Origin of the sequence: Flavivirga abyssicola, from assembly GCF_030540775.2 — a bacterium.
In the GTDB taxonomy this organism is placed as follows: Bacteria; Bacteroidota; Bacteroidia; order Flavobacteriales; family Flavobacteriaceae; genus Flavivirga; species Flavivirga abyssicola.
This window is the reverse complement of record NZ_CP141266.1, coordinates 855,001-869,442: the sequence shown is the minus strand read 5'-3', so window position 1 is coordinate 869,442 and position 14,442 is coordinate 855,001. Positions and strand designations below refer to the sequence as shown.

Genomic DNA, 14,442 nt, shown 5'->3' with positions numbered 1-14,442 from the left:
AGTTTATAAAATGTCTAATTTTAATTGCTCGGGCAGAAGTCTAAACGATTTTCTATGATATTTAGTAATCCCATATTCTTTTATGGCAGCTCTATGTTCTTTAGTAGGATAGCCTTTATTTTGTTTCCAATTATACATTGGATATTCTTCATGGATAGTATTCATGTATATGTCACGATGTGTTTTTGCTAAGACAGATGCAGCTGCAATACTTAGATATTTTCCATCACCCTTTATAATAGTTTCATAAGGAACATCACCGTAAGGTTTAAATTTATTACCATCAACAATTATAAATTGCGGCTTTTTTGCTAACAGATCTATAGATTTATGCATAGCTAAAATGGAAGCATTTAAAATATTAATGCTGTCAATTTTTTCTTGAAATACATGTGCTACCCCAAAAGTTAAAGCTTGGGCTTCTATAATTGGTTTTAAAAGATCCCTTTTGTTTTCACTAAGTTGTTTAGAGTCGTTTAATATCGAGTTTTCAAACGCTTTAGGTAGAATAACCGCAGCAGCAGTAACAGGACCAGCCAAACATCCACGTCCAGCTTCATCTGTACCACATTCTAAAGAGTAATCGGAATGATTTATTAATAACATTTAAGTGAAAATATTGTCAAATGTATAATTTTACACACTAATTATTATGCATGCCTAATAAATTTATTCTTTTTTATATGAATTTAATAGCTTGTATTGTTAAATGCTCTTTTTTAAGAGTTTATTTTAGAAATAATTCATGCAATATATTAATATTTTGAGAATTTGATAATTTAAAAAGTAAGAGATAGTGGTGGTTTCTTGCTTTTTTTATGAGTTTTTTTGTTTTTTTAATATAATATTAAGATGTTTGCAATCGACTAACTCAAAATAAATATTCTAAGCTCATCTTTTATGATGACTAAATATTTAAAAGAAAGCCAGCAGTTGTAGCTGGCTTTCTTTATTTTAAATATTTTTTGTTAAATTGTTTAAAGTTAAGTTCAGGAAATCTTCAGAAGAGATAAGCTTAATTAATAAAAAGAAATATTTTTTTTATCAATAAATATGTGGATTAGATTAATCTAATAAATGTCCATTTATTTTGCAATCAATGAGTGACGTAAAAGAGAAAATACAAAATGAGTTTGAACGGGTTTGGATTGAATTCGTAAATGGAGATAAAGCAGCCTTTACATCTATATATAATTCAAATGTGGATGCTCTGTTTTCATATGGTATGAAATTAAATTCAAACAAGAATTTTGTAAAAGATTGTATTCAAGATGTTTTTTTAGATATCTATGAGCACAGGAAGCAAATTTCTATGCCTAGAAATATTAAGTTTTATTTATTCAAAGCACTTAAAAACAATATGTTTCGTGAGTTAAAAAAAGAGAGAAAGAAGAGTAGTTTGCCTGAGGATGAAAATATGTCTTTTTTTACAGATTATAATATTGAAACCAAAACCATTGATATAGAAGTTGAAAAGCATCAAAAAGAACTTGTTGCAAAAATAATTAAGGAGTTAACTCCTAAGCAGCAGGAAATTCTATATTTAAGGTTTGCCAAAGGGTTCAGTTATATAGAGATTTCAGAAATTTCAGATATTAATCATAACTCTGTTCGTAAACAGGTTTATAGGGCTATAAAGAAACTACGAAAAAGCCTTACCTTAAGTGGCATAACACATTTAGGTGTTCTTTCTCTTTTAATGGCAATTAAATGAAAGTATTTTAAGAGGAAATCACAGATTTTCAGTTGAAGTTGTCCTCATGTCTATATTTTATTGTTTTCAATGCCTTAATCCATTTGCTCCTGATATGTTTTTTCGATATGACTTACAATGAAAGTGTATTTTCTGCCTAACTTATAATTCTTAACATTTAGCATTGTATTTCTAGCATGTTTTAAGGTAAAACATAAATTATTTTCTAATATTTTTATTAAAACACACCCTGTAATTACTACGTTTTTGAGTAATCGTTAAAATTTTCCCAAAAAAAGATGAAAAAAAGTGTCCACAAAAATAAGACTTAATACCCTATTGAAAATAAAAGCAAGATTATGGAACGATATTCTAAATATATAGAAGACGATTCTTTTTTAAATTGGGTATATGATCCAACACCAGAAACAACTCGTTTTTGGCAAGATTATATTCTTGAAAATCCGGAAGAAAAAGAAGTGATTTATGCCTTAAAAGAAATTTTAAGAAGCATAAAGCCCGAAGAGATAACACTTTCAGAAGCAGAAAAAAAAGAAATATTCACTAAGCTTTTAGATAAAGTTGATCGCAAAGACAAGCCAAATAAAATATTTAATCTAGTTAAAAGAACATATAAATATGTAGCAGTTTTAGTGCTCGTATTAATAGGCGTAAATATTATTGTTAATAAGGGGTTTAAAAAGGCTAACGATTTCAATTTTGATCCAATGACTACAACATCTTTAGATTCTGTAGTAAACGCGAATACTCAATTAATTCTTGGATCGGCAGAGCCGTTGTTAATTAATGAAAAAAAGTCTTTAATTGAATATACCAAGCAGGGGAGTGTTGTTCTAAATGAAAAAGATACAATAAACGGAGATATAGAAAAAGAAGGAAAAGTATTATCTTTTAACAAATTAATTGTACCTTTTGGTAAACGAAGTAAAGTTATATTATCTGATGGTTCAGTGGTGCATCTTAATGCGGGAACTAAGTTTGTATTTCCTAAAAAATTTACATCTAATGAGAGAACGGTTTTTCTTTCAGGAGAAGCATTTTTTGAGGTATCTGCTAATAAAGAGAAACCATTTGTTGTAAAAACTATTGAAGAGCAAATTTCAATAGAAGTGCTTGGCACAAAGTTTAATGTATCTGCGTATCCTATAGACTCGGATATTTTAACAGTTTTAACAGAAGGAAAAGTAGTTGTTTCGGAGAAAAAAATATTTAGTACACAAAAAACAATTTTAAAACCAGGGCAATTAGCTTCATGGAATAAAAATAAAGAAAGTATAAATGTTAAGGAAGTTAATACTGATAATTACACATCATGGACTTCAGGACTTCTATATTTTGAAAGTGAGTCTATAATAAATATAGTTAGGAAAATAGAACGTTTTTATAATGTTAAAATAATTTTTGAGAACGGGGTAGATGCAAAAAATATAAACGTAAGCGGAAAACTAGATTTAAATGATAAGATAGAGCAAACGCTTGAAAACTTAACAACTACAACAGAATTTAAGTTCGAGATAATAAACGATAAAAAGTATGTATTGAAATAAAAAAAAATCAGAGAATGCGCCAACATCCTCTGACTAAAATAAACTGCTATACGGGCAGCTAATGTTTAATTAAAAACTAATTCAAATTTATGAAAAATAACCAACGTTTCTATGATTCCCTCTTGGATTTTAGAAATAAAACTCTATTTGTAATGAAGAGTCTTACCGTCTTTTTAGTACTATTCTCACTGTATTCTTTTTCAAACTCGTATTCTCAAAGTAAAAAACTGAGAATAGAAATTAAAGAAGCTACATTAATGAGTATGATTGAATCTATAGAAAACCAAAGCGAATTCGTGTTTATTTACAATGATGAAGTACTACCCGAATTAAAAAAAGCTTTAGGGAGTATTCAAATTAAAAATAAATCTATTTATAAAGTTTTAGATAGAGTTTTAAATAAGAAGAGACTCAGTTATTCAATAAATGAGCGTCAAGTAATTTTAAATAAAAAAGAAGTAAATCTGCAATCAAATTTGCAGCAGCAAATATCAGGGACAATTACGGGAACAGATGGCTTGCCTTTACCAGGCGTTAACATAATAATTGAAGGGTCATCAAGAGGAGCGCAAACAGACTTTAATGGTATTTATGCGATTAATGCGAGTGAAGGAGATATTCTAAAAATCAGTTTTATTGGTATGAAAACACAATTTGTAACTGTGGGTAGCAGCAATGTTATCGATATAGTTATGGAGGAAGATTTAGAAGATTTAGACGAAGTGATAATTACAGGGTATCAAAATGTAAGAAGAGAGTTGTTTACAGGGGCTTCGCAAACTATAAAAGCTGAAGAAGTCAAGCTTGATGGTGTGGCAGACATATCTAGATCACTAGAAGGTAGAGCTGCGGGTGTAAGTGTTCAGAATGTTACAGGAACATTTGGTGCAGCTCCAAGAATTACTATTCGTGGTTCTTCATCTATTTTAGGGGATACAAAGCCAATTTGGATCATAGATGGTGTTATTCAAGAGGAAATAGTAAACTTGTCTGTTTCCGATTTGGTGTCTGGTGACCCTAATACCTTATTAAGTTCTGCTGTAGCCGGATTAAATGCTACAGATATTCAAAGTTTCGAGATTTTAAGAGATGCTTCGGCAACGGCATTATACGGAGCTAGAGCTTTAAATGGTGTGGTAGTTATTACAACAAAATCAGGAAAAAAGAATCAAAAACCAACATTTAATTATGCTGCAGAATTTGCAATAAGAGATATTCCAAGGTACGAGAACTACGATTTATTGAACTCTCAGGAAACGGTTTCTGTATATAGAGAATTAGAAGCAAAAGGCTTTTTAGATTTACCAACATCATTTCAAGGTCGATTTGGAGGTATATACAATATAATGTACAGAGCCATTAATAATTTTGACGAAAGTACAGGACAATATGAATTGCAAAATACACCTGAGGCGAGAGCAAGGTTTTTACAGCAATTTGAATTGGCTAATACAGATTGGTTTAAAACATTATTTAGAACTACGCCAACACAAACACATACTTTGAGTTATTCAGGAGGTGGAGAGAATTCCACATCTTATGCATCTTTAGGCTATTATACAGACGGTGGTTGGACCATTGCTGATAGGGTTAGAAGAATTACAGGTAACTTAAGAAACACGTATTTTCTTTTTGATGATAAATTAAAAGTTACAACGCAATTACAAGGGTCTATAAGAAATCAATTAGCCCCTGGTACACTAGCTAGAGAAGAAGACACATTTTTTGGTTCCTTTACCAGAGATTTTGATATTAATCCGTTTAGTTATGCCTTAAATACTAGTAGAGCATTAAGACCTAGAGATAATGATGGTAATTTAGAATATTCACGTTATAATTGGGCGCCTTTTAATATTATAAATGAAATTGATAATAATGGGTTAGAGCTCAATGTAGCAGATATCAAGTTTCAAGGTCAGGCAGAATATAAGATTAATGATAACTTAAACTATAATTTTTTAGGTTCTGCTAGGTATGTAACTTCAAATGGAGAACAATCAGCTACAGAAAACTCTAATGTAGCTGCCGCTTATAGAGCAGATGAAACAACCATTGTACAAGATCAAAACACCTTTTTGTTTACAGATCCAGATGCTCCAAATTCCAGACCAAGAGTTGTATTACCAGTTGGAGGTATTTTAACAACAACAAAAAATACGCTTGTAACATATACTTTTAGAAACACACTCGATTATACCAAGCGTTTTAAAGACGATATACATGGTATTAGAATTTATGGAGGTCAAGAGTATAGATACACAGACAGAAGCCAAAGTTCTAACACAGGTTATGGGTATCAATTCTCAAGAGGAGGTACCGTGTTTACAGATCCAGATATATTAAAGAAAGCTATTTTAGAAGGAAATGATTATTTCTCTTTTCAGGAAACAAGACAGCGTGAAGTATCATTCTTTGCTAATGTTACTTATGATTTTGATAAAAAATACGTGTTAAACGTAACAGGTAATTATGAAGGTTCAAATAGAGCTGGTAAATCATCAGATACTAGATGGTTACCAACCTACACTATTGGTGCTAAATGGAATATAGATAAAGAAGATTTTATTAGAAATTCAAACGTTATTTCCAGTATGGCTTTCAGACCAAGTTACGGGCTTGTAGCTTTACTAGCAGACAATGCTACCAATAATTTAGCGGTATTTAGAAATCAAATTACTGATAGGCTTAATAACGATGATCGTGAGAATTTTATTGATATTGAAGATTTACAAAATAGCGAATTAACCTGGGAAAAAACACTAGAGTTAAATTTAGGACTTGATATTGGATTTTTTAATAATAGGATTATGATGAATTTTGACGCTTATTTTAGAAAAGGTCAAGATTTAATAGATATCATTAGAACAACCGGTATAGGGGGAGAGTCTCTTAAACTAGGTAACAACTCAGAAATGACAACAAACGGTATTGAATTTCAGTTAAATACTGTGAATGTTGATACCGATAATTTTAGTTGGAAAACAGGGTTTAATATCTCTCATTTTGATCAAGAAGTAACCTCTTTAAAACAACAAGCAAACGTATTTGATTTAATTACAGGTACTGGTAGAGGAAATGCTGTTGGCTTTCCAAAAGGATCGTTGTTCTCTTTTAAATTTGAAGGACTTAACGAATGGGGATTACCACAATTTTTAACAGATGATCCTGATTTTAATCCAAGTGACCCATATGCTTTAATTGATTTCCAAGATACAGATGATGTATTAGATTATTTAGTGTATGAAGGTGGTACAGAACCTAATGTTTCAGGAGGTTTGGCAAATTCGTTTAAATATAAAAATTGGGACTTTAGTTTCTTTGTCTCTTTTTCGGCAGGTAATAAAATTAGATTAAATCCAGCTTATAGATCAGAATATACAGACTTAGATGTTTTTCCAAGAGAGTTTGTAAATAGATGGACAGCACCTGGAGATGAAAACATCACCAATATACCAGCAATCCCTTCAAAAGCAGTATTGCAATCTTTTGGAGATACCGATTTAGAACAAGCATACAATGCTTATAATTATTCAACTGAAAGAGTGGCTGATGGAGGCTTTGTTAGAATGAAAAATATAACATTAGGTTATAGCTTTGATAAATTGACTTTAGATAAAATAGGATTGTCTTCTTTTAGATTGAGTTTACAAAGTACAAACCCATTTTTAATTTACTCCGATTCTAAACTCGGTGGTCAAGACCCAGAGTTTTTTAGATCTGGTGGTGTCGCTTATCCAATATCTAGACTATTTGCATTCTCTTTAAATGTTGGATTTTAATAATATATACTATGAGAAATATGAAATTTAATATAATAAAAGCTGTTGTCGTTCTTTTAATAGTATCATCATGTAACGATATTTTAGATGAAACACCAGATAACAGAACAACTATAGACTCTGCAGAAAAAATAAAAGAATTATTAGTCGGAGCATACCCAGAAGGAGCTTATGTATCATTTTTAGAACCCATGTCTGATAATGCAGGCGACAAAGGTTCTAGTGCTACAGTAGAGTTTCGGGTGAATGAAGAAATGTATTTTTGGAGAGATTTAAATGATATTGATGAAGATACACCAACAAATTATTGGAATGATGCCTATGAAGCCATTGCACAAGCAAATCAAGCATTAACTTCTATAGAAGAATTAGGAGGAGGTGCAGAATTAAACTCCTTAAAAGGAGAAGCTTTAATATGTAGAGCCTATGCGCATTATATGTTAGTAAGTATTTTTTCTAAAGCTTATAACCCTACTACGTCAAGTACAGATATGGGAATCCCTTATATTACGGAACCTGAAACAGTATTGTTGGGCGACTATGAAAGAGGTAATGTCGCAGACGTATTTGATAACATACAAAAAGATATTGAAGAAGGGTTGCCATTAATCGAAGATAATTATGAAGTTCCTGCTTTTCACTTTACTAAAAAGGCCGCTAATGCATTTGCCTCACGATTCTATTTAACCATAGGAGAATGGCAAAAAGTAATAGACCATAGTAATATAGCATTAGGTAGTGACGAATTAGCTGTATTAAGAAATATTGCAAGTTCAAGCAATTTAACTTTTAATCAACAGGTAACGTTATATACATCTTCAACTTTTGAACCAGCAAACCTATTATTGGTTTCAGGAAATTCATTATACAATAGAATAGATGCAAGGGCTAGATATCAATTAAGTCCAGGGGTAGTGAGTGATTTATTTAGAGGTAATATAACAGGTAGAAGTTGGTCTTATAGCATTTTCTTTAGAGGTGGAAGTGACAATAATTTCATACCTAAATACCAAGAATATTTTAGAGTGACTAACCAGGCAGCAGGTATTGGAATCCCCTTTGTAACCTTTGTTCTTCTTTCTACAGATGAAGCTTTATTAAATAGAGCTGAGGCATATGCTATGTTAGGGCAGTTAGATGATGCAGCAGCAGATATAAATATGTCCCTAGCTGTAAAAACAGATGGTTATAATCCATCGACAGATCAATTTACAGCAGCGGATATAGCAGCTATTTATCAAGGTATAGATCCAACACTATACACACCATTTTATACCATTTCAAGTGAATCATATCCTTTGGTAAGTGCTATTTTGGATATAAAAAGAACAATATTTTATAACGAAGGATTAAGATGGTTTGATATTAAAAGACACAATATAGCTATTGAGCATTTAGACTTTTTTGGAAATAGTTTTCTTTTACCAAAAGATGATAACAGAAGAGCGATACAAGTGCCAGAAGCAGCACAGTCATTTGGTATTCAACAAAACCCAAGGTAGAAATAATGATGATTATAAATTTTAATACAATGAAAAAATATTTTATTATAGCACTACTTTCTATAACTGCAATAAGCTTTACGGCATGTAGTGATGGATCTGATAGTGTAAGCGAAAGCCAAATAGATACTAATGCTCCCATATTAAATGATTTAGACAATTGGTTAAGAAGCAATTTTGTGTCACCATATAACATAGAAGTATTATATAAATGGGATATAAATGATACAGATATTGACAGGTTTTTACATCCACCATTAGAATCTAGTGTAAGGCCTGTGGCAGAAGCATTGCAAAAAGCATGGATAGAGCCATATACAGCACTAGGTGGTGCAGACTTTATAAAAAAAATTGCACCACGGCAATTTACATTAGTAGGAGGATTTAATTTTAATCCAAATAGTCCAACTATCACACTAGGTATTGCAGAAGCAGGAACAAAGATCACACTTTTTAATATTGATTTTTTAGATTTTACAGATATTAATAGTATCAAACAACCATTAAAAACCGTGCAGCATGAATATGGACATATTTTAAATCAAAATATACCTATTGATGTCGCTTATGGTCAAATAAATCCTGAAAACTATAACTCCAATTGGTTTAATAGAAGTGATGCTGAAGCCAGAGAATTAGGTTACATAACGGCATATGCATCAAGTCAAGAAGGGGAAGATTTTGTAGAAATGGTTTCCGAGATGCTAACAAACTCTAAAGAAGATTTTGATGCGATATTAAGTACTATTGTTAGCGCTGAGGCTAGAGCAATAATAAGGTTAAAAGAGTCTATGGTAGTAGAGTATTATCAAACCAATTTTGGAATTGATATCTATGAGTTACAAGCCTTAACAGATGCAGCAACACAAGAACTAGTAAATTAAAAAAACATGAAAAAGATATATATAAATTATTGGGTTATCTGTTTAATGTTTGTTAGTCTATTTTCATGTAATAATGATGATGATCAAACACTTTTTTCAGAAACTCCAGCAGAAAGAATAGCGCAAAGAAATAGTGAATTACAAAGTTTGCTTTTATCTCAAGACCAAGGGTATAAAGGCGTGTACTTTTCCAAAAATGATGAATTTGGAGGTTTCACTTTTTACATGAAGTTTAATGCAGATGGTACGGTGCAAATGACTTCAGATTTTAATTCTGAAACGGCTATCCGGTCATCATCTTATGAAGTTAGTTTTGGTACAACTACAGAATTGGTTTTTACAACCAGAAATCATATTCAAAAATTAAGTGAAACTTCTGGTGCAAGGCTAGCAGGGTTTAGAGGGACATCAGTTTTTCAATATTTTTCAAACGATAACGGAGTTATTACATTTAGGGATATTAGAAACAGAGATACAGCAACTTTAATTCTGGAGCCAACAGGCTTTACTGATTTTACAACAGAAAGTGTGGTTAAAGCTGAGGCGTCTTTGGCACAACGTCAAAATTTATTATCTTCCCCTACGACTTCAGTTTTTCAACTATTAAGAATAGAAAATGCGGGTGGAACATCTAACTTTAATTTAAATTACAATCCAGAAAACCTTTATGCATCCCCAAGAATAACCTTGGATGACGGGTCGGTTACAGAGTTTAACTTTGGAATAGCATTTACAGAAAATGGACTTATTATTAGTCCAGCTCTAGAGTTTGAAGGTGAAACATACACGGAATTTATTTATGATGAAACTTCATCAAGTTATATTTCTACCGTAAACGGTACTACAGCATCAATACTGTTTGGTAATGAACCTGCATTTATAGGTAGAGACATAGAAAGTTTAGCACAATTAGGGCCAACAGGCTTTTTGTATAGACCTAGGTTGGGTAGCAATCCGTTAACAAGTATAGGGCATGATACCCTGTTGCAAGAAATAAGCAATAATTTTGATGCAGCTGGTCTTGGAGCTTGGACTGTACGAGAATATCAACTAATCATTGATTTTAATAGTGATGATTGCGATACATTCTTATTTATGCAATTAGAAAGAACTGCAGATCAGGAAACATTTAGAGCTTTCTATTGTTTTGAAAGAGGAATTATCAATGATAGAAAACTATTTTTAAATTATACTGGACCAATTTCAGGACCGGGAGTCGGCACGATATTAGCAGGTAATACAGCCTTTTTTGAGCCATTAGTAATGCCGTTAATAGACTTTTTTAATAGCAGTGAAGGTTTAATTTATACAAATGAGGGCGGTTTTTCATCTACCTTATTTAATTTTTCTAACAGTGCTGGCACATTTACCAGTATAGAAAACCCAGCTATAAGAGTATACGGCTTATGGTTTGGTTAGACTAAACTTATTATTAACAAACAAAAAGCCTAAAGTAGATTTACTATTTTAGGCTTTTTAAATTTATGTTTTATATAAAATAAACACTTTCATTTAAATAATTTTTTGATATCCTAGCGTTATCATATTTTGTATTTACATTTGCAGCGTTTATATATAATTATGAAGAAACTATTTTTTTTCCTTTTTTTAATTTGCTTTTTTAATCAATTAGGCGCACAGGAAAAGCCTGTTAATTCGAAAATAAGACAGTCAGAAAGGGTTCTTAAAGAGCAGGATACAATTAACAGGGGTCAAGCAAAAAGAAGTACTCCTAAAGATTCTAAAAAGCCAAAGGCAAAAATACAAGACTATTTGATAATTTCTCATGAGAACGATACTACTTTTGTAGATACCACTTTAACCATTCAAAAAGAATATAAATTTAACTATCTGAGAAGAGATGATTTTGGTTTGATACCATTTTCAAATCTGGGGCAAACATATAATAGCTTAACTCATAATTTTGAGAGTACAAGTACGATGCCAAGTTTTGGTGCACGTGCAAGACATTTCAATTATATGGAAATTGAAAATATTAATTATTATAATGTACCAACACCACTTACAGAGTTGTTTTTTAAGACTGCTTTCGAGCAAGGACAACTGGCAGACTCATTTTTTACTGTAAATACATCTCCACAATTCAATTTTTCAATAGCATATAAAGGACTACGATCACTAGGTAAATATCAACACATATTAACAAGCACAGGTAATTTTAGGTTTACAGCAAACTATAAAACAAAGAATAATCGTTACAGTGTTAGAGGACATATGGTAACACAAGATTTATTAAACGAAGAAAATGGCGGGCTTAAAGATGAAGATCTTGTAAAATTTGAAGAAGCCGATGAAGAGTTTTTAGATCGTTCAATATTTGTGCCTGTGTTTGAAAATGCAGAAAGTATATTAAGAGGTAAACGTTTTCATTTAGAACAAACTTATAAAATTATCCGAAAAAAAGATTCGTTATCAAAAAACAAACTAAGTGTGGGTCATATTATATCGTTTGAAGATAAATACTATCAATATGACCAATCGAGTTCAAATAGCTTTTTCGGAGAATCATTTAAAAGTGGAATTAGAGACAGAGCGACATTAGAGAATTTTTATAACCAACTGCAATTAAATTATAGTAATGATATTGTTGGTGATTTACAATTTAATATAACAAGTAACAATTACAATTATGGTTATAATAAAGTTGTGATATTAAGAGGGGACACAATTACCAATAGATTAAAAGGAGATATATACTCAGCAGGCGGTAAATACCATAAACAATATAAAGGTTTCGATTTGCAAGGGGAGTTAGGCGTAAATGTTTCTGGCGATTTCGATGGCAATTTCTTAAAAGGAAAAGCAACTTTTAAACTTAATGATGATATATCGGTAATAGCATCAATAAACCACAGTTCAAAAGCGCCAAACTATAATACATTACTATATCAAAGCGATTATAAAAATTACAATTGGAAAAACAACTTTAATAATATAGAAACACAGCAACTCGCCTTTCAATTAAAGTCTAAGAAAATAGCAGACATTTCGGTCGATTATTCTACAATTAGTGATTATGTTTACTTTAAAAAAGACACAACGAGTACCCAAGTACAAGCATTTCAAAATAGCAATACGGTAAACTATTTAAGAGTTAAGTTAGATAAAGAGATAAAAGTGGGTAAGTTTGCTTTAAACAATACTGTGCTATATCAAAATGTAAAAGACAAAGACAGTACCTTAAATGTACCAGAATTTACATTACGTAGTACCCTGTATTTTTCCAGCCATTTATTTAAAAAGGCCATGTTTCTACAAACAGGAGTAACCCTTAATTATTTCACAAAGTATTATATGAATGCTTATAATCCGTTATTGGCAGAATTTTATGTACAAACAGAAAGAGAATATGGGGAGTTTCCTCGTTTAGATTTCTTTATAAATGCAAAAGTCCGACAAACTAGAATCTTTTTAAAAGCAGAACATTTTAATTCATCATTCACAGGGTATGATTTTTATTCTGCTCCAAACTATCCGTATAGAGATTTTACTATTCGCTTTGGTATCGTTTGGAATTTCTTTTTATAAATCTAAAGAACTTTATTATCCTCTATTTTTAAGGTAGGCCCTAATTATAAGTCTCAGGATCGATTTTTTTTTAATAAAGCAACCGAAGACTTCATAAGAAAAGTAGCCTTAATAATAAGGACAAGGGTAAAAAGTAGTTTGGTTTAATGCTTTGCATAAAAAGCCCAAAAACTCTCAAAAAAAGTCAGGTTATAAATGTCTGTATTTCAGTAGTTAAAAAAGAAAGTAAAAATAATATCAAAAAAAGGTTAGGAAATGTCAAAATGCCGGGTATCTTTGCAGCCGCTTAGCGGGGTAGACAAGTAGATACCGGGAGCTGGGCGGCGTTCATAAAAAGCTAAAAAAATAAATCAAAAAAAGTTTTGTAAAAAGCTTTTGGGAACGAAAAAAGGTTGTATGTTTGCAGCCGCCAAAACGGGCAACGGTCCGCAAGGCAAAAGTTCATAAGGATACTGGGATTTAGAAGAGGGGAAAAAGCCAAAATTTTTTTTCTGAAAAAAAATCAAAAAGTATTGCGGGAATAAAAAAAGGGTTTTATATTTGCACCCGCTAAACGAGGAAACGAGATTAGAGAAGACAAAAAAAGTTCATAGACATATTGAATTGACAGCGTAAGATCGCTACCGGAAACGGTAGGGGTCGAACAGAGAGAATAGACCATTTTGAGCATTAGAAATTCCTATTGGTCGTTAAAAGTTGTTTGTTGTATTCATAATATAACAGACACGCAAAAATTAACGATGAAGAGTTTGATCCTGGCTCAGGATGAACGCTAGCGGCAGGCCTAACACATGCAAGTCGAGGGGTAACATTGGTGCTTGCACCAGATGACGACCGGCGCACGGGTGCGTAACGCGTATACAATCTGCCTTGTACTGGGGGATAGCCTTTAGAAATGAAGATTAATACCCCATGGTTTGTAATAATGGCATCATTATGACAATAAAGGTCACGGTACAAGATGAGTATGCGTTCTATTAGCTAGTTGGTATGGTAACGGCATACCAAGGCAACGATAGATAGGGGCCCTGAGAGGGGGATCCCCCACACTGGTACTGAGACACGGACCAGACTCCTACGGGAGGCAGCAGTGAGGAATATTGGACAATGGAGGCAACTCTGATCCAGCCATGCCGCGTGCAGGAAGACTGCCCTATGGGTTGTAAACTGCTTTTGTACGGGAAGAAACCCCACTACGTGTAGTGGCTTGACGGTACCGTAAGAATAAGGATCGGCTAACTCCGTGCCAGCAGCCGCGGTAATACGGAGGATCCAAGCGTTATCCGGAATCATTGGGTTTAAAGGGTCCGTAGGTGGACGATTAAGTCAGAGGTGAAATCCTGCAGCTCAACTGTAGAATTGCCTTTGATACTGGTCGTCTTGAGTTACTATGAAGTAGTTAGAATATGTAGTGTAGCGGTGAAATGCATAGATATTACATAGAATACCAATTGCGAAGGCAGATTA

At 32.3% G+C, this 14,442-nt stretch carries 8 protein-coding genes and 1 rRNA gene (1 of these 9 only partly in view); 8 read left to right on the top strand and 1 reads right to left on the bottom strand.

The features are described from left to right. Positions 1-3 precede the first annotated feature (3 nt). Positions 4-606 (bottom strand): ribonuclease HII, encoded by a 603-nt coding sequence (locus Q4Q34_RS03425; RefSeq protein WP_303319094.1) that lies wholly within the window; start codon positions 604-606, stop codon positions 4-6. A gap of 493 nt (positions 607-1,099) precedes the next feature. On the opposite strand from Q4Q34_RS03425, the gene Q4Q34_RS03420 reads away from it, so the two are divergent. The 8 genes from Q4Q34_RS03420 to Q4Q34_RS03385 form a co-directional block, all read left to right on the top strand. Continuing rightward, positions 1,100-1,714: an RNA polymerase sigma factor gene (locus Q4Q34_RS03420; protein WP_303319093.1), complete on the top strand. Its 615-nt coding sequence runs from the start codon at positions 1,100-1,102 to the stop codon at positions 1,712-1,714. 338 nt (positions 1,715-2,052) lie between these two features. After that, positions 2,053-3,261 carry a FecR family protein gene (locus tag Q4Q34_RS03415; protein ID WP_303319092.1) on the top strand — a complete coding sequence of 403 codons (1,209 nt, stop codon included), beginning with the start codon at positions 2,053-2,055 and terminating at the stop codon, positions 3,259-3,261. Positions 3,262-3,350: 89 nt separating this feature from the next. Beyond that, the gene (locus Q4Q34_RS03410; RefSeq protein WP_303319091.1) at positions 3,351-7,040 is read left to right on the top strand and encodes a SusC/RagA family TonB-linked outer membrane protein; all 3,690 of its coding nucleotides are present in this window, start codon (positions 3,351-3,353) and stop codon (positions 7,038-7,040) included. Between the two features lie 20 nt (positions 7,041-7,060). Next, a complete protein-coding gene (locus tag Q4Q34_RS03405) occupies positions 7,061-8,542 on the top strand; it encodes a RagB/SusD family nutrient uptake outer membrane protein (RefSeq protein ID WP_303319090.1) in 1,482 nt (493 codons plus the stop codon). A 29-nt stretch (positions 8,543-8,571) separates the two neighbouring features. Continuing rightward, a complete protein-coding gene (locus Q4Q34_RS03400) occupies positions 8,572-9,426 on the top strand; it encodes a zinc-binding metallopeptidase (protein ID WP_303319089.1) in 855 nt (284 codons plus the stop codon). Positions 9,427-9,432: 6 nt separating this feature from the next. Next, positions 9,433-10,845: a DUF4302 domain-containing protein gene (locus Q4Q34_RS03395; RefSeq protein WP_303319088.1), complete on the top strand. Its 1,413-nt coding sequence runs from the start codon at positions 9,433-9,435 to the stop codon at positions 10,843-10,845. A 162-nt stretch (positions 10,846-11,007) separates the two neighbouring features. Continuing rightward, positions 11,008-12,975 (top strand): putative porin, encoded by a 1,968-nt coding sequence (locus tag Q4Q34_RS03390; RefSeq protein ID WP_303319087.1) that lies wholly within the window; start codon positions 11,008-11,010, stop codon positions 12,973-12,975. A 737-nt stretch (positions 12,976-13,712) separates the two neighbouring features. Further along, positions 13,713-14,442: ribosomal RNA gene (locus Q4Q34_RS03385) — 16S ribosomal RNA — on the top strand; it runs 788 nt beyond the window's last position.